General features: G+C 60.7%; 14 protein-coding genes. All 14 read left to right on the top strand.

Annotated features, from left to right (window positions below; translation table 11 throughout):
• The 14 genes from ftsL to ftsZ all read left to right on the top strand — a co-directional run bounded on the left by ftsL (position 1) and on the right by ftsZ (position 17,281).
• Complete coding sequence (ftsL, locus tag ACVDG9_RS17725) at positions 1 to 354, top strand: cell division protein FtsL (protein WP_023000486.1); 354 nt, start codon at positions 1 to 3, stop codon at positions 352 to 354.
• Between the two features lie 10 nt (positions 355 to 364).
• Positions 365 to 2,077, top strand: a complete 1,713-nt coding sequence (locus tag ACVDG9_RS17720; protein WP_023014553.1) for a peptidoglycan D,D-transpeptidase FtsI family protein — start codon at positions 365 to 367, stop codon at positions 2,075 to 2,077.
• A gap of 101 nt (positions 2,078 to 2,178) precedes the next feature.
• On the top strand, positions 2,179 to 3,648 hold the full coding sequence (locus tag ACVDG9_RS17715) for a UDP-N-acetylmuramoyl-L-alanyl-D-glutamate--2,6-diaminopimelate ligase (RefSeq protein WP_062488123.1): 1,470 nt from the start codon (positions 2,179 to 2,181) through the stop codon (positions 3,646 to 3,648).
• Complete coding sequence (locus ACVDG9_RS17710; RefSeq protein ID WP_447238585.1) at positions 3,645 to 5,075, top strand: UDP-N-acetylmuramoylalanyl-D-glutamyl-2,6-diaminopimelate--D-alanyl-D-alanine ligase; 1,431 nt, start codon at positions 3,645 to 3,647, stop codon at positions 5,073 to 5,075. Before ACVDG9_RS17715 ends, ACVDG9_RS17710 begins: the two co-directional genes overlap by 4 nt.
• 10 nt (positions 5,076 to 5,085) lie before the next feature.
• Positions 5,086 to 6,171, top strand: coding sequence for a phospho-N-acetylmuramoyl-pentapeptide-transferase (gene mraY / locus ACVDG9_RS17705; RefSeq protein WP_023000490.1), 1,086 nt, complete (start codon positions 5,086 to 5,088; stop codon positions 6,169 to 6,171).
• Positions 6,172 to 6,175: 4 nt separating this feature from the next.
• On the top strand, positions 6,176 to 7,576 hold the full coding sequence (gene murD, locus ACVDG9_RS17700) for a UDP-N-acetylmuramoyl-L-alanine--D-glutamate ligase (protein WP_447238584.1): 1,401 nt from the start codon (positions 6,176 to 6,178) through the stop codon (positions 7,574 to 7,576).
• Position 7,577: 1 nt separating this feature from the next.
• The gene (gene ftsW, locus ACVDG9_RS17695) at positions 7,578 to 8,735 is read left to right on the top strand and encodes a putative lipid II flippase FtsW (protein ID WP_023000492.1); all 1,158 of its coding nucleotides are present in this window, start codon (positions 7,578 to 7,580) and stop codon (positions 8,733 to 8,735) included.
• A 17-nt stretch (positions 8,736 to 8,752) separates the two neighbouring features.
• Positions 8,753 to 9,859 carry an undecaprenyldiphospho-muramoylpentapeptide beta-N-acetylglucosaminyltransferase gene (gene murG, locus ACVDG9_RS17690; RefSeq protein WP_447238583.1) on the top strand — a complete coding sequence of 369 codons (1,107 nt, stop codon included), beginning with the start codon at positions 8,753 to 8,755 and terminating at the stop codon, positions 9,857 to 9,859.
• On the top strand, positions 9,856 to 11,256 hold the full coding sequence (gene murC, locus ACVDG9_RS17685) for a UDP-N-acetylmuramate--L-alanine ligase (protein WP_447238582.1): 1,401 nt from the start codon (positions 9,856 to 9,858) through the stop codon (positions 11,254 to 11,256). Before murG ends, murC begins: the two co-directional genes overlap by 4 nt.
• Before the next feature lie 12 nt (positions 11,257 to 11,268).
• Positions 11,269 to 12,240 carry a UDP-N-acetylmuramate dehydrogenase gene (murB, locus tag ACVDG9_RS17680; RefSeq protein WP_447238581.1) on the top strand — a complete coding sequence of 324 codons (972 nt, stop codon included), beginning with the start codon at positions 11,269 to 11,271 and terminating at the stop codon, positions 12,238 to 12,240.
• On the top strand, positions 12,240 to 13,166 hold the full coding sequence (locus ACVDG9_RS17675; protein WP_023000496.1) for a D-alanine--D-alanine ligase: 927 nt from the start codon (positions 12,240 to 12,242) through the stop codon (positions 13,164 to 13,166). The genes murB and ACVDG9_RS17675 overlap by 1 nt, the downstream gene beginning before the upstream one ends.
• 23 nt (positions 13,167 to 13,189) lie before the next feature.
• On the top strand, positions 13,190 to 14,068 hold the full coding sequence (locus tag ACVDG9_RS17670) for a cell division protein FtsQ/DivIB (protein WP_023000497.1): 879 nt from the start codon (positions 13,190 to 13,192) through the stop codon (positions 14,066 to 14,068).
• Positions 14,065 to 15,387, top strand: a complete 1,323-nt coding sequence (gene ftsA, locus ACVDG9_RS17665) for a cell division protein FtsA (protein ID WP_023000498.1) — start codon at positions 14,065 to 14,067, stop codon at positions 15,385 to 15,387. Before ACVDG9_RS17670 ends, ftsA begins: the two co-directional genes overlap by 4 nt.
• A 115-nt stretch (positions 15,388 to 15,502) precedes the next feature.
• Entirely contained in the window at positions 15,503 to 17,281 is a 1,779-nt protein-coding gene (gene ftsZ / locus ACVDG9_RS17660) for a cell division protein FtsZ (RefSeq protein WP_062491483.1), read from the top strand.
• The last annotated feature ends 172 nt before the right edge of the window (positions 17,282 to 17,453 follow it).

Genomic DNA, 17,453 nt, shown 5'->3' with positions numbered 1-17,453 from the left:
ATGGTTCGAACGCTGAACATCGTGTTCATACTGGCGGTCGTGATCGGCGCGGCGACGGTCTATGACATGAAGCTCGCGGCGACGAAGTCTGCGGAGAAGGTTGCCGATCTGAAGCGGCAGATCGATGAGGAGCGCGACTCCATTCGTCATCTGAAGGCGGAGTGGAGCCTTCTCAACAAGCCGGACCGGCTGCAGTCCCTTGTCGAACGCTATAACGATTATCTTCTTCTTGAACCGCTTGATGTGAAGCAGATCGTGACAACGGAAGATCTCCCGGCGCGTCCTGTGATGCTGGAGCCAATCGGTGGCAGTCAGATGGGCGGCTATGCCGGCTCGTCTGCTGTGATCCAGTGAGGGCGCGGTCATGACGATGGTTAGTGAACCGGCCAGCTTCCTTCAGGTAAGACGGGCTCATCCGCGGGCGACAAGGGACTCCGTCTCCGCCAGCGCGGTCAAATCCCGTGTCTATGTGGCCATGCTTGCCTTTGCCTGCGTCTATGTTGCGATCGCGGGCCGGCTGGTCATGCTGGCGCAAATGGAAGAGGCGCCGTCCCATGCCTGGATTTCGGCGCAGGATTCCGTTGCTGCCTCCCGTCCGGACCTGATCGACAGGAACGGCGAGATCCTTGCTACCGACATCAAGACGGCTTCGCTTTACGCTGAACCACGCCGCATCATGGATGTGGATGAGGCGGTCGAGGGGTTGATCCGTATCGTGCCGGATCTGAACGAGGGTCTCGTGCGTCGTCGTCTGGAAAGCGGCGCCGGCTTCGTCTGGCTGAAGCGTGAAATGACCCCGCAGCAGGCCGAAAGAGTTCACAATCTCGGCCTGCCGGGTATCGGCTTCCTTTCGGAAAACCAGCGTTTCTATCCGGGTGGGCCGACCGCGGGCCATATCGTTGGTTCCGTCAACGTCGACAATCAGGGCCTCGCCGGGATCGAAAAATACATCGATGACTCCTGGTTGAGGGACCTTCAGTCGCTTGGCTTTACGTCCGACCGTACGATGGAGCCGGTGAAGCTGTCCGTTGACCTGCGCGTCCAGCATGTCGTGCGCGATGAGCTCGTGAAGGCGATGGAACGCTACAAGGCGATCGCCGCGGCCGGTATCGTTCTGGATGTGAAGACCGGCGAAGTGGTCGCCATGTCCTCGCTGCCGGACTATGACCCGAACGACCGGGCCCAGGCCCTGGAAAAGGACCGCCTGAACCGGGCGACCGGTGGTGTCTTTGAAATGGGATCGGTCTTCAAGACCTTCACGACCGCGATGGCACTGGATTCGGGGGCTGTCTCGATCAATGACAGCTTCGATGCGACCCGTCCGATCAGGGCTGGCGGCCGCACGATTTCGGATTTCCACGGGAAACACCGCATCCTGTCGGTGCCTGAAATCTTCATCTATTCATCCAACATCGGCACCGCAAAAATGATGCTGGCGACCGGTATTGCGCGCCAGCAGGACTTCCTGAAGCGCCTGCACCTGACTGATCGTCTGCAGACCGAGTTGCCGGAAAATGCAGCGCCGCTGCTGCCGCCGAAGTGGAACGAGCTGGCGGCGATGACCATCTCGTTCGGGCACGGTATCTCGGTAACGCCGATGCAGACCGCCGTTGCCGCCGCGGCGCTGGTGAATGGTGGCGTCCTGCTTCCGCCAACCTTCCTGCCGAGAAGCCCCGAAGACGTGCAAAAGCTTGGCAAACAAGTCGTTTCTCCGGAAACGAGCCGCATGATGCGTTATCTCTTCAGGCTGAACGTGCTCTCCGGTTCGGGCCGCCGGGCCGATGTCCCGGGGTACACGGTCGGTGGCAAGACGGGCACTGCGGAGAAGATCGAGAACGGTCGATATGTCAACAACAAGCGCCGCAACTCGTTCCTGTCGGCCTTCCCGATGGACGACCCGCGCTACGTGGTTCTGGTCGTTATCGACGAGCCGAAACCGGAACGCGACGGCATTGGTGCGACGGCTGGTCTGAACGCTGCGCCGATGGTTGGCGCAATCGTTCGCCGCTCGGCTCCCATGCTTGGTGTGATGCCGCGGTTCAGCAAAGGGGATGAACCAATCGAGATTTCCTATTAAGGAGACGAGTTGAGCTTTGAAAACCGGCGGGGTCGCAGCCGAAATCCGGTTTTCCGAAAAAGCTCATTAATGACGACGCACAAACCGGATGATCGGGTGAGATGGATCTTGAGTATTTAGCTGCCGGGCTGACCTTGCCCGAAGCGGCAGAGGCCCGGAAAATTACGGGGCTGACGGCTGATAGCCGCAAAGTTCAGCCGGGCTTCTTGTTTGCCGCCTTCAAGGGGGCTTCCGTCGACGGGACAAAATTCGCCCCGGACGCAGCAGCGGCCGGGGCAATTGCCATTCTGTGTGCTGAAGAGGCCGCAGATGCAGTGCGTGCACAGGTGCCGAACACGGTTGCCGTTGTCAGTGCCGCAGAGCCTCGTCAGGTTTTTGCAAGAATGGCGGCCCGTTTCTACGGAGCTCAACCCGACACTATCGTTGCCGTCACCGGAACTGCGGGCAAGACATCCGTTGCTCATTTCGCCCGCCAGATTTTCCAGTCTGCAGGCCATCCTGCCGCAAGTCTTGGTACACTGGGCGTTATCAAGCCGGATGGGGAAAGCTACGGCGGCCTGACAACGCCGGACCCGGTTGCCTTGCACAAGCAGTTGGCGGAGCTGGAAGAAGAAGGTGTCAATCACGCGGCGCTTGAGGCCTCTTCGCACGGTCTCGATCAGTACCGGCTGGACGGTGTTCGGCTGACGGCGGCTGCCTTCACCAATCTTGGCCGCGATCACATGGATTATCATCCGACGATCGAGCATTACCTGAATGCAAAACTTCGCCTGTTCAAAGAGTTGCTTCCGTCAGGCGGCACAGTGGTCTGCGATCCGGGTGAGAAATATGCTGACAGGGTCATGGCGGTCGCGCAGGAGCGAGGATTGCCGCTCTTCACGGTCGGAGAAACCGGCCGGAACCTCACCCTGACCGGCCTGAAGCCGATGGGGGCAGGGCAGGAACTGACGATCCAGAGTGCGCGCGGCGAATACAAGGTGACGCTGCCCCTGATCGGTCGCTTCCAGGTTTCCAACGCACTCATTGCTGCGGGTCTCGCGATTGCCGCTGGCATCGACACGGGAACTGCCTTGCGCGCCCTTGAAAACCTGAAGGGGGCTCCAGGCCGTCTTGAACTTGCCGGCAAGACGCCAGCAGGCGGGTTGGTTTTTGTCGATTACGCCCACAAGCCGGACGCGCTTGATAACGCCCTTGCGGCTTTGAAGCCGTTTGCCCGTGGCAAGCTGTCCGTGATCATCGGCGCCGGTGGCGACAGGGACCCCGGAAAACGCGAGTTGATGGGGGAAGTCGCAGCTCGCAGGGCCGATCTGGTTATCGTCACGGACGACAATCCCCGCTCGGAAGATCCGGCGACCATTCGCAAGGCGGTGTTGGGTGGCGCACCCGATGCAATGGAGATTGGCGACCGGTATGAAGCGATCGCAGAGGGAGTTCGCCGCCTAAAGGATGGCGATATCCTGTGTGTGGCCGGAAAAGGTCACGAAACGGGCCAGATTGTTGGCGACACAGTGATTCCCTTTTCCGATCACGAAGCCGTAAAGCGCGCCATCAGTCTTGAAGGAAACACATGAGCGACCCGCTTTGGACCCTTGATGCCTTTGTTGAAGCTGCCGGTGGCCGCCTTCAGGGTGATGCTGGCGCTGAAATTACCGGTATATCCATAGACAGCCGGACGCTGGAGCCGGGTGATGCATTCGTCGCGATCACCGGCGACCGTCTGGACGGGCACGATTATGTTGCCGCCGCACTGGAAGCCGGCGCATCTGTGGCGCTGGTTGGCGAGGATCGCTTGTCCGATCTGCCCGAAGATGGCCGCTATGTGGTTGTGGATGATCCGCTTGAAGCCATGCGCAAGCTCGGTGTCGCAGCGCGGGCCCGCAGCAATGCCCGCATTGTCGCGGTCACCGGTTCTGTCGGCAAGACCGGCACGAAGGAAGCGCTGCGCCTGACACTGACAGAATCCGGCAAGGTTCATGCCTCGGTTGCCTCTTTCAACAACCATTGGGGCGTACCGCTGACATTGGCACGCATGCCCGCCGACACGGATTTCGGTGTCTTCGAGATCGGCATGAACCATGCGGGCGAAATCTCGCCGCTGGTAAAGATGGTGCGCCCGCACGTGGTGATCATCACCACCGTTCAGCCGGTACACCTGGAATTCTTCGACAGCGTCGAGCAGATAGCCAAGGCAAAGGCCGAAATTTTCGACGGACTGGAGCCTGGTGGAATTGCGATCCTGAACAAGGACAATCTGCAATTCGACCTGCTGAAGTTTCTGGCGGCTGCTGCGGGTGTTTCCAAAATCCAAACATTTGGCGAAGACCCTTCGGCAGACAGCCATCTCCAGAAGGCCGTTTCCTATCCGGCCGGATCGAGTGTCGATGCCAGCATTCTGGGCCAGGAAATCACCTACAAGATCGGGGCGTCGGGCAAACACCACGTCAAGAACAGCCTGGCGGTTCTGACCGCGGTCGTGGATCTGGGGGCGGATCTTGCAAAAGCAGGACTGGCACTCGATTCCATGCGCGCACCCAAGGGTCGCGGCGAGGTGACCCGTCTGCCCATTCAGAAGGGCGAGTTCAACCTTATCGACGAGAGCTACAACGCCAATCCCGCCTCTATGAAGGCAGCACTTGCCGTGCTGGGCGAGGCGCCTGTCACAAGGCCGGGTCGCCGTATTGCCGTCATTGGAGACATGCGCGAACTGGGGACCGATGCCGACCGTTTGCACGCGGAGTTGCTCCAGCCGATTACCGACGCCGATATCGACGCGGTCTATTGCGCGGGACCGCATATGCATGCGCTCTGGAAGCTGCTGCCGCATGACCTGCGCGGACACTACTGCGAAGAAGCAAAAGATCTGGAAGACGTGCTTTTGGGCGACGTCCGTTCCGGTGATGTTGTTATGATCAAGGGATCGCTCGGAACCCGGATGGGCCCGCTTGTCGAGGCCTTGAAAAAAGAATATCCGCCTGCGGACGACACCGCAGCGGCGTAAGGGGCATTGGATGTTTTATTTCTTGGGGCAATTCGCGGATCAGATTTCAGCGCTGAACGTGTTCCGTTACATCACTTTCCGAACCGGTGGCGCGATCATGACCGCGCTGTTTTTCGTTTTCCTGTTCGGTCCGAAAATCATCGCCAGTCTTCGGATCCGGCAAGGGCATGGGCAGCCGATCCGCGCCGACGGACCTGAAAGCCATCTCCTGACCAAGAAAGGCACGCCCACTATGGGCGGGTTGATGATCCTGTCAGGGGCCCTGGTCGCGGCATTGCTTTGGTCGGATCTTTCCAACCCTTACGTCTGGGTGGTCATTGGCGTCACCCTCGGGTTCGGCGGCATCGGTTTTTATGATGACTACCTGAAGGTCACCAAGTCCTCGCACAAGGGATTTGGCGGCAAGGCCCGGTTGGGCCTGGAGTTCCTGATCGCGGGCGGCGCGGCCTTCGCGGTTACCCTTCTGGATGTGTCCGAATACTCGGAAGCGATCACCTTTCCCTTCATCAAGGATCTGACTCTCAATCTCGGTCTTTTCTTCATTCCCTTCGCGGCCTTCGTGATGGTTGGCGCGGGGAACGCGGTCAACCTGACCGACGGTCTCGATGGTCTGGCAATCGTACCGGTGATGATCGCCTGCGCTTCCTTCGGCCTGATTGCCTATCTTTCCGGTAATGCGGTATTTGCCAGCTATCTCCAGATCCACCACGTTGCCGGCACTGGTGAACTTGCCGTCATCTGTGGTGCCGTGATCGGCGCGGGTCTCGGCTTCCTGTGGTTCAACGCCCCTCCGGCGGCCATCTTCATGGGTGACACAGGATCACTTGCTCTCGGCGGCATGATCGGCGCGATCGCGGTTGCCACCAAGCACGAGATTGTTCTGGCCATCATTGGAGGCCTCTTCGTGCTCGAAGCCGTGTCGGTCATCGTGCAGGTGTTCTCCTTCAAGCTGACCGGCAAGCGGGTCTTCCGCATGGCGCCGATCCACCATCATTTCGAGATCATGGGCTGGACCGAAAGCCAGGTGGTGATCCGCTTCTGGATCATTTCCGTCGTGCTTGCCCTGCTCGGCCTCGCAACCTTGAAGCTGAGGTAGGCGCATGATCCCGGTCACCACATTCGACGGCAGAAAGGTTGCCCTGTTCGGGCTCGGCGGGTCCGGGCTTGCAACGGCGCGCGCGCTGAAGGCAGGTGGTGCGGATGTGGTCTGTTTCGACGACAACGAAACCCGGGTCGCACAAGCTGCCGGCGAGGGGCTTGCAACCCAAGACCTTCGGGACCTTGACTGGTCGGACGTTGCCGCACTGGTTCTTGCTCCGGGGGTACCGCTGACCCATCCGGTGCCGCACTGGTCGGTGGAGCTGGCGCGTGATGCGGGAGTCGAGATTGTCGGCGATGTCGAGCTTTTCTGCCGTGAGCGGCGCAAACAATGCCCGTCCGCGCCGCTGATTGCGATTACCGGTACCAATGGCAAGTCGACGACCACCGCCCTGATCGCGCATCTCCTGAAGGCCCTGGGCCGGGACGTGCAACTCGGCGGCAACATCGGGACGCCGGTTCTGGAGCTCGATCCTCCGCAACCCGGTCGGCACTATGTGGTGGAGTGCTCTTCCTACCAGATCGATCTGGCGCCGACCCTGGATGCAACGGTCGGCATTCACATGAACCTGTCACCGGATCATCTCGATCGTCACGGGTCCATGGAAAACTACGCCGCTATCAAGGAGCGGCTTGTTGCCGGTGCCAAGGTCGCGGTTGTGGGAGTTGACGACCGGTTGTCCTCAGCAATTGCCGACAGGCTTGAACTTGCACGCAAGCCCGTGTGCCGGATCGCTGGTGAGAAGGAACTCACCAACGGTATCTACGCTTGCCACGGGAGACTGATCGAGGCGCATGACGGTAGCCAGATCGAAGTAGCCCTGCTTGGCGGGATCGACAGCCTCCGCGGTGACCACAACGGACAGAATGCGGCGGCCGCCTTCGCGGCTCTGCGTGCGCTGGAAATTCCGGCAGCGCAGATCGCAGAAGCCCTCAAGACCTTCCCGGGACTTCATCACCGCATGGAAGTGGTGGAGAAGAAGGGCCGGGTTCTCTATATCAACGATTCCAAGGCTACCAACGCTGACGCTGCGGCCAGAGCATTGGCAAGTTTCGATCGGATCTACTGGATCGCGGGTGGCCGGGCCAAGGCAGGCGGGATCTCCTCGCTTGACGAATATTTCCCGAAGATCGCCAAGACCTTTCTGATCGGAGAGGCGGCTCAGGATTTCGCCAAGACGCTGGATGGCCGCGTGCCCTTCAAGATCAGCGGAACGCTGACCGAGGCCGTGCAGGACGCCGCTGCCGAGGCGGCAGAGGACGGTGCGGCGGAAATCGCCATACTTTTGTCGCCCGCCTGTGCGAGCTTCGATCAATTCCCGAATTTTGAACTGCGGGGCGCTGCTTTTGTAGATGCGGTGCGTGCCTTGCCCAATTCCGGCAATACCCAGGAGGTCGCCTGATATGGTTTCGCGCGCCGATCGCAGCCGCTTTGCGGAATGGCTCTGGACAGTGGACCACTATCTGCTTGCCGCCTTCAGCCTGCTGATGGTTGGCGGTGTGGTGCTTTCGTTTGCAGCCAGTCCACCGGTTGCCGAACGCATCGGCGTTGAAACCTTCTATTTCGTCAAGCGACAGGCCATGTTCCTGATACCGGCCCTGACGATCATGCTTGCCGGCTCGCTTATGACGCCGCGCATGGTCCGGCGAGCGGCACTCATCCTGTTCATCGTGTCGCTGCTGATGATGGTTGCCACCCTGTTCCTGGGGTTTGAGGCCAAGGGTGCGCGGCGCTGGATCTATATCGCCGGGTTGTCGATACAGCCGTCCGAATTCCTGAAGCCTGCCTTCGTGATCCTGATCGCCTTCCTTCTGTCGGAAAGTGGCCGCCGACGCGAGGTGCCTGGAGTGCTCTTCGCCTTTGTACTCTTTGCGGTTTGCGCGGCTCTCCTGATCGCCCAGCCGGACTTCGGTCAGACCATGCTACTCGGCCTGGTCTGGGCAGGGCTGTTCTTTCTGAACGGGATTTCCTGGCTCATCATCATGGCGCTTGGCGTCATCGGGATCGTCGGCCTGTTTGCCGCCTATGCCTTCCTGCCGCACGTGACCAACCGCGTGGACCGGTTCCTGGACCCGAGCTCCGGTGACACCTTCCAGATCGATACGGCCAAGGATTCCTTTCTTGCAGGTGGGTGGCTGGGCCGTGGTCCGGGGGAGGGCACCGTCAAGCGGATCCTGCCGGACAGCCACACAGACTTCATCTTCGCCGTTGTCGGCGAGGAGTTCGGCGTAATCGCCTGTCTGCTGCTTGTCTCCGTCTTTGCATTCATTGTCTTGAGAGGCCTGCGTCACGCCAGCCGTGATCAGGATGCCTTCAGTCGTCTTGCCACAGCAGGACTGACCGTGCTGTTCGGCCTGCAGGCCACGATCAATCTCGCGGTGAACCTTCACCTCATTCCGTCCAAGGGCATGACCCTGCCTTTCGTTTCCTACGGCGGGTCGTCGCTCTTGTCGTCCGCCATGACCGCTGGTGCCATTCTGGCGCTCACGCGCAGGCGGCCGCAGCCGTCGCGCGGTGATGTCGTCACGGTGAGCCGGCTTTCACCCTCTTCCCTGATGTAAGGCCCCAAGCCGCACTCATGAGCAAAACTGTTTTACTGACGGCCGGCGGAACGGGCGGCCACCTCTTCCCCGCACAGGCGCTGGCCAGCGAGTTGATCCGGCGAGGCTGGACCGTGGAACTTGCAACCGACGAACGGGCCGACAAATACGGCAGCGCCTTTCCCGCTCGCAAGGTTCACATCATCGCCTCAGAGACCATCCGGGGGCGCAATCCTTTCCTGCTGGCGAAGACTGCAGTAAAACTGTTTCTTGGAACGCTGCAGGCACGCAAGGTGATCAAGGCCTTGAAGCCGGATGTCGTGGCCGGGTTTGGTGGTTATCCGACGTTTCCGCCGATGTATGCTGCCCGGCTCACGGGCACGCCCTCCATCCTGCACGAAGCAAACGGCGTCATGGGGCGGGCCAACCGCCTGTTGGCGAAGGGCGTGACCGCCATTGCCACAAGCGTGCCGATCGAAGATCTGCCGGCGGATTTCAAGGCCAAGCTGACTGAAACGGGCAACCCTGTTCGGGACGCCGTCCTCGCGGCTGCGGAGTTGCCCTACTCGGCACCGCTCACTGGTGGAACGTTCAACCTGCTGGTCTTCGGCGGATCCCAGGGCGCACGCTTCTTTTCCGACCTGTTGCCGCCGGCGCTTGAAAAACTGCCTGCCGACATCCGCGCCCGTTTGCGGATCGTGCAGCAGTGCCGTCCGGAGGACATGGAGCGGGTACAGGCAGTTTACGACAGTCTGGGCGTTCAGGCCGAATGCGCGCCGTTCTTCCAGGACATGCCACAGCGGATTGCCCAGGCGCATCTGGTGATCTGCCGGTCCGGTGCGTCGTCGGTCAGCGAGCTCAGTGTGCTTGGCCGTCCCTCCATTCTGGTGCCGTTGCCCGGAGCCATTGATCAGGACCAGGCTGCCAATGCCAAGGTGCTTGAAAAAGCAGGTGGGGCCTGGCCGATCCGTCAGGTCGACCTTTATCCGGAGCGGTTGGCCCAGGAAATCACCCGATTCATGAATGCACCCGAAATGCTGGGCGAAGCAGCGCTAAAGGCGCGCAGCGTCGCCAGGCCTGACGCGGTGAAGAGACTTGCCGACCTCGTCGAGAAGGTCGCAGCAAAACAAGGAGAACGGCCATGAAGATGCCGCAGGACATCGGACCGGTTCATTTTGTCGGCATCGGCGGTATCGGCATGAGCGGGATTGCCGAAGTGCTGAAGACCCTCGGCTACACGGTACAAGGCTCGGACATGGCGGAAAACGCCAATGTTCAGCGACTTCGTGACAACGGCATCAACGTGTCCATTGGCCACGCCGCAGAAAACCTCGGCGATGCCGAGGTGCTGGTCGTGTCTTCCGCCATCAAGAAGGACAACCCGGAACTGGTCGCGGCCCGCGAAAAGCTGATCCCTGTGGTGCGGCGGGCGGAAATGCTGGCCGAGCTGATGCGCTTCAAGCAGGCGATCGCCGTTGGCGGCACACACGGCAAGACCACGACCACGTCGATGGTTGCCGCACTTCTCGATGCCGGCGGTCTGGATCCGACGGTGATCAACGGCGGTATCATCAATGCCTATGGCACCAATGCCCGCATGGGCGAGGGTGACTGGATGGTTGTCGAGGCAGACGAGAGCGACGGCACCTTCGTCAAGCTGCCGGCTGATGTCGCCATCGTCACCAACATCGACCCGGAGCATCTGGATCACTACGGCGACTTCGCCGGCGTACGCGCTGCCTTCCGGCAGTTCGTTGAAAATGTTCCCTTCTATGGCTTTGCGGTGATGTGTCTCGACCATCCCGAAGTCCAGACGATGATCGGGACCATCGAAGACCGGCGTGTCGTGACTTATGGCGCCAACCCGCAGGCCGACGTGCGTTACACGGATGTCTCGATGGACGGCGGCAAGTCGATCTTCTCCGTGACCCTTCGTGACCGCCGCAGCGGGCAGGTGATCGAACTGAACGATCTGACGCTGCCGATGCCGGGCCTTCACAACGTTTCGAATGCCACCGCGGCCATCGCGGTTGCCTCACAGCTTGGTGTCGAGGCGGACGATCTCAGAAAAGGCATTGCCGCCTTCGGCGGGGTCAAGCGGCGCTTCACGCACACCGGCACGGTGGGCGGCGTTCAGATTTTCGACGATTACGGCCACCACCCTGTTGAAATCAAGGCCGTGCTCCATGCGGCGCGCGAGTCGACAAAAGGCAAGGTAATCGCGGTGATGCAGCCGCATCGCTATTCGCGCCTGCACAGCCTGTTCGATGATTTCTCGAACTGCTTCAACGATGCGGACGCGGTGATTATCGCTCCTGTCTACGCCGCGGGGGAGCAGCCGATCGAGGGAGCGGCACATACCGATCTCGTCTCGGGCATGAAGACCCGCGGTCACAGGAACGTTCGGGCGATCGAGGGCCCGGAAGAACTGCCGGCGCTTGTCAAGGAACTGGCCGAGCCGGGCGACTTCGTGGTTTGCCTCGGGGCCGGCAACATCACCCAGTGGGCATACGCGCTGCCGAAACAGCTGGAAGAGCTTTAAGGAGGACGTCACATGGCGTTTCCCGATCTGCTGGAGCAGTATCCGGAGCTTGCCGAAGGTATCGGCGGCAAGCTGACGGCCAACCAGCCACTGTCTGCAGTCACGTGGTTCCGCACTGGTGGTCCCGCGCAGTTGATGTTCCAGCCGGCGGATGAAGACGACCTTGCTGCCTTCCTGAAAAAGCTTCCGAAAGATGTTCCGGTGCTGCCGGTAGGGCTGGGTTCCAACCTGCTGATCCGTGACGGCGGCCTGAAGGGCGTTGTCATTCGCCTGAGTGCAAAGGGCTTCGGTTCCATCGAGGAAGTCGGCGGTAACAGGTTGAGGGCAGGGGCGGCCGTGCCGGACAAGCGTCTGGCGGAGGCTGCGGCCAAGGCCGGTCTCGGCGGTTTTGCGTTTTACACAGGTATTCCTGGCGGTCTGGGCGGTGCGCTGCGCATGAATGCGGGCGCTCACGGCACGGAAACCCGCGAGCGCATGGTGGAGCTGACCGCGGTCGACCGGGACGGTAACCGCCACGTTCTGACGAATGAGGACATGGGCTATGCCTATCGCCACTCGGAGGCTTCGAAAGACCTGATCTTTACCTCCGCCGTCTTTGAAGGCGTGCCGCAGGACGAAGCCTCGATCCGGCAGGAAATGGCCGACGTTGTCGCCCACCGTGAACGGGCGCAACCGATCCGTGAAAAGACCGGCGGATCCACCTTCAAGAACCCGCCCGGTACGTCGGCATGGAAAGAGGTCGACGCGGCAGGCTGCCGTGGCCTGACCGTCGGTGGAGCGCAAATGTCCGAAATGCATTGCAACTTCATGATCAATACCGGAACGGCCACCGGACATGATCTCGAACTGCTGGGGGAAACCGTGCGCGCGCGCGTGCTGGCGCACAGCGGTATCCGCCTGGAGTGGGAGATCAAGCGCCTGGGTGAATTCGGTTCACAGGGGGCTATCGAGCCATTTCTGGGCAAGGAAGGGGAGGCTGCCTGATGGCAAGCAAACATGTCGCTGTTCTGATGGGGGGCTGGGTTAACGAGCGTCCTGTAAGCCTCGCCAGCGGCAAGGGCTGCGCCGATGCGCTGGAAGAAGCCGGCTACCGGGTCACCAGGGTCGATGTTGACCGCAATATTTCCGCTGTTCTCAAAGATTTGAAGCCCGATGTGGTCTTTAACGCTCTTCACGGTCCCTTCGGCGAGGATGGCTGCGTTCAGGGAATATTAGAAGTTCTTAACATCCCGTACACACATTCCGGTGTGCTCGCCTCGAGCCTTGCAATGAACAAGGTGAAGGCAAAAGCGGTGATGAATGCAGCCGGAATTCCAGTCACGGAACACCTTGTTGTCAACCGCCGGGAGATCACCCGCGAGCATCCGATGAAGCCGCCATATGTGCTGAAACCCATCAACGAGGGATCGAGCTTCGGGGTGCTGATTGTCAAGGAAGATCAAGAGTTTCCGCCACAGGAACTGGGTCGGGAGGACTGGCCTTACCCTGACGTTCTGATGTGCGAAAAGTTCATCAGCGGGCGGGAGCTGACCTGTGCCGTCATGGATGACACTGCCCTGGGTGTCATCGACATAGTGCCGTTAGGTCACGGCTTCTACGATTACGACGCAAAATATGCACAAGGCGGTTCAAAACACATTCTTCCTGCAAAAATTTCACCGATTGTTTACCAAACCATAGAGACACTAGCAGTTAAGGCGCATCAGGCTCTGGGTTGCCGCGGTGTTTCCCGCGCCGACTTCCGATTCGATGAAAAGGAAGACGGATCCGGAGAGCTGATTTGCCTAGAAGTGAACACGCAGCCAGGCATGACGCCGACTTCTCTTGTGCCCGAAATGGCGGCCCACAAGGGGATGAGTTTCAAGGACCTGGTCAGCTGGATGGTTGAGGACGCGAGTTGCTGTCGATAAGGCGCAAACATTACCGGGACGCGATGACCCCGCTGGAGGCCGAGCTGGCTCCGCGCGGGCGCGGTGTGCCGCGTTTGCACCGCCAGCCGGTGTGGCGTTCGGCCGGGCGCCTGGCAGATCTGCCACGCTGGTCCGGATCTGCTGCTGCACTGACTTTCTTAACCTTAACAATTGGTTATGGAATAGTCATAGGGGGGCACGGCCGGCTTGTAGCCGACAGCCTCCTGTCCGCTGCTGGTTTCGGCATCGAGGCCGTCAAGCTGTCCGGCCAGCGTGAAATCAACGAGTTCCAGATCCTGGAAGCGCTGGAAATTCACGAGGGTTCCTCGCTCGCCCTGTTCGACGCCAATAGCGCTCGCGAGCGTCTTAACGAGATGGCCTGGGTGAAGAGCGCTTCGGTGATGAAGCTCTATCCGAGCACGCTGCAGATCAACATCGAGGAACGCGTGCCCTATGCGCTGTGGCAGCGCGGCGACATGGTCTCGATCGTAAACGAATCAGGTGACGTGATCACCGACGAGGTGGATGGGCGTTATGCCAATCTGCTGCTTGTCGTGAACCACGGTGCTCAGCGCCGGGCATCCGAGATCAACACCGCGCTGGAGAAGGTCCCGGGCCTGCGTCCGCGCGTGCGCGCGGCGTTCCTGATCAGCGATCGCCGCTGGGACCTGCAGCTCGAGAACGGGATTTCGATCCGCTTGCCCCAAGACAACATCGACGCCGCCTTGGCAGATCTGGTGAAAATGGATGAAGAAAGCGGGCTTCTGTCCCGGGATATCGTTGCCATCGACATGCGTCTGGCAGACCGCGTGACCGTGCGTCTCTCCGACGAGGCTGCCGAACAGCGCAAGGTCATGACGGGCGGCAAGGGCCGCTCAGGCAAAAAGGAGCGTGACACATGAGCCGCTCCGACAACAACCTCTACCTGCCGAAGATGCGGCCGCTGCCGAGCCGCCGTGCCGTCATCATGTCGGTTCTGGACGTGGGCTCCACGAAGGTCTGCTGCCTGATCGCCAAACTGGTGCCGCAGGAAGAAAAGGCAATTCTCTCCAGCCGCTCCCATAAGGTGGAAGTGCTGGGGTACGGTTATCAGCGCTCGCGCGGGATCAAGTCCGGCGTCGTTGTCGACATGGATGCTGCCGAACAGGCCATCCGTCTGGCAGTCGACAGTGCCGAGCGCATGGCCGGCGTGACGGTCGAGTCGCTGATCGCAAACATCAGCTGCGGACGCCTGCAGAGCGAGATCTACAGCGCCAACGTTCCGCTGGCAGGCGACAGCGTGTCTGAAGCCGATATCCAGCGGGTGCTTTCCGCCGGCTCCAGCCATTCAGTAACCGACGGCCGGGCCGTCACACACGCCTTGCCGATCTCCTATTCGCTGGACGGCAGCCGCGGCATCCGCGATCCGCGTGGCATGATGGGCCACAAGCTGGGCGTCGACATGCAGGTCGTGACGGCGGAAGTTCCGCCTGTGCGCAATCTGGAACTGTGCATCAACCGCGGTCACCTTCATGTGGAAACCATGGTGGCGACGCCGTTTGCCAGTGGCCTGTCCACCATCGTGGATGACGAAGCCGAGCTTGGCGTCGCCTGCATCGACATGGGCGGCGGCACGACGACACTGTCGGTCTTCGTCGATGGCCACATGGTGCACCTGGATGCGATTGCCGTTGGCGGCAATCACGTCACTACCGATATCGCCCGCGCTTTCGCAACCCGTCTGCAGGATGCGGAGCGCCTGAAAACCCTTTATGGCTCGCCGCTGGCGTCCAGCTCGGACGATCGTGACATGCTCACGGTACCGCCGCTGGAAAGCGACAGCGACCTGCCGAACCAGATCCCACGCTCGGCGTTGACCCGGGTTATCCGGCCGCGCGTGGAAGAAATCCTTGAACTCGTGAGGGATCGGCTTACGGCGTCCGGCTTTGCCGGGCGTGTCGGTAAGCAGATCGTTCTGACCGGGGGCGCAAGTCAGCTCACGGGTCTTGGAGAAGTTGCGCGTCACATCCTGGGGCGCAACGTCCGTCTTGGCCGGCCTCTAGGCGTCGCCGGTCTTCCCGAGGCTGCCAAAGGTCCGGCTTTTGCCGCCGCTGTCGGTCTCTTGATTTATCCGCAGGTCGCTCAGATCGAACAGTTCGAACACAAGAACCGGAGATCAGGGTGGGGCGGGCAATCTGGTTACCTGGCCCGCGTGGGCCAATGGATCAGGGAAAGCTTCTGACGACATGAGCCAAGAAGACGACATCCAGGAAGTTGAGCTGCCAGAAATGGCAGAGGAGATTAGGGAAGAAGAGGCTACTCCCGTACCGGGGGCGCCAGTGGGTCGCGAGGATAATATGACCATCAACCTGAAGATGCCCGACATTCAGGAGCTGAAGCCACGCATTACGGTCTTCGGCGTCGGCGGCGCGGGCGGAAACGCCGTCAATAACATGATCACTGCAGGTCTCCAGGGCTGCGACTTCGTCGTTGCCAACACGGATGCCCAGGCACTGGCCATGAACCATTCAGACAGGCTCGTCCAGATGGGCGTGGCCGTGACTGAAGGTCTTGGTGCAGGCTCCCAGCCGGAAGTCGGCTGCGCAGCTGCCGAGGAAGTGATCGACGAAATCAACGATCACCTGTCCGGATCGCACATGGTGTTCATCACCGCCGGTATGGGCGGTGGAACCGGCACCGGTGCCGCACCCGTTATCGCACGGGCGGCACGCGAGCAGGGTATACTGACGGTAGGTGTGGTGACCAAACCGTTCCAGTTCGAAGGCGCTCGCCGTATGCGGATCGCCGATTCCGGTATCGAGGAACTGCAGCGGAGTGTCGACACACTGATCGTCATTCCGAACCAGAACCTGTTCCGGATTGCCAATGCCCAGACCACCTTCGCCGACGCATTCGCGATGGCCGACCAGGTGCTCTACTCTGGTGTTGCCTGCATCACTGACCTGATGGTGAAGGAAGGTCTCATCAACCTCGACTTCGCCGACGTTCGCTCCGTGATGCGCGGCATGGGCAAGGCCATGATGGGCACCGGCGAAGCCAGCGGTGAAAAGCGTGCACAGCAGGCGGCGGAAGCGGCCATTGCCAACCCGCTGCTCGACGAATCCTCGATGAAGGGCGCAAGAGGCCTGCTCATCTCCATTACGGGCGGCAACGACCTGACGCTGTTCGAAGTGGATGAAGCAGCTACCCGCATCCGAGAAGAAGTTGACGCCGACGCCAACATCATTCTGGGCGCGACCTTCGACGAGACGCTGGATGGACTCATCCGCGTGTCTGTCGTTGCAACCGGCATTGACAGGGAGGAAGGCCTTGCGGCCAACACGTTTCCCGGAACAGCATCTCAGCCTGTAAAGGCCGAAGCTCCGGCGGTAAGCCGGACGCCGGAAATCAATACTCAACGCCCGGCCGCTCTGGCTGAAAAGGCCCACGCCGAAAATGCCGCTGCCAAGGCCGTTGCCAATCTGGAACGGGAACTTGCCATTCCGGATCCGCAGCCGGTCGCCGTTGCAAGCGATCCGGCTGTCGAGATCAAGAAAGTGCAGCCGGCAGCAGGTTCGCTTGCAGCCAAGCCGCAGATGCTCGACATCGAAGACGAAGCCCGGGCACCTGTCGCAGAAGACATGCCGGTCAGCCAGCCTTACATTCCGCCGGTTGCCGCCGAGCATAACCCTGCACCGCGCATGCCGCGGGTGGAGGATTTCCCGCCGATCGCTCAGCGTGAAATCCAGGCAAAGCAGCAGACTGCAAATGTAGCCCAGCCTCAGCAGGCCGTTGCCCAGCAGCGTCCTCAGCAGCCTGCTCCGGCACCGAGCTATGAAGAGCACGTCGAAGACGACCGCCGCCCGATGGGGTTGCTGCGTCGCCTTGCAAGCGGCCTTGGCCGCCATCACGAAGAAGATCAGGAACATGACATGGCTGCCGCACCGGTTGCCCGTCCTGCTCCGCAGATGCAGCCGGCCCAGCAGGCCGCCCCGCGTGCGCCCCAGCAACGTCCCGCAGCCCATGGCGCTGCAGGCCAGCTGGACAACACCGGGCGGGCAACGCCGAAGCCGGTAACTGCAACAGAAGACGAACAGTTGGAAATTCCGGCGTTTCTTCGCCGCCAGGCCAACTGATTCGAGACCCGATCATCTTCCCTGATCGTTACAGCCCGGAGTTCACGCTCCGGGCTGTTTCCGTAACGGAACAAATTCCCGTTTTAATTCAGTGATTTGAAAGCCTGTGAATCGTTACAAATCGTAATAAAGCTTTATTTCGCCCAATTGGGGTTCGGGACTATGTTCCCAG

Source organism: Roseibium sp. RP-7, assembly GCF_053005225.1.
Note: the sequence above shows the minus strand (reverse complement) of the source record. Positions and strands in the feature narration are given on the sequence as shown.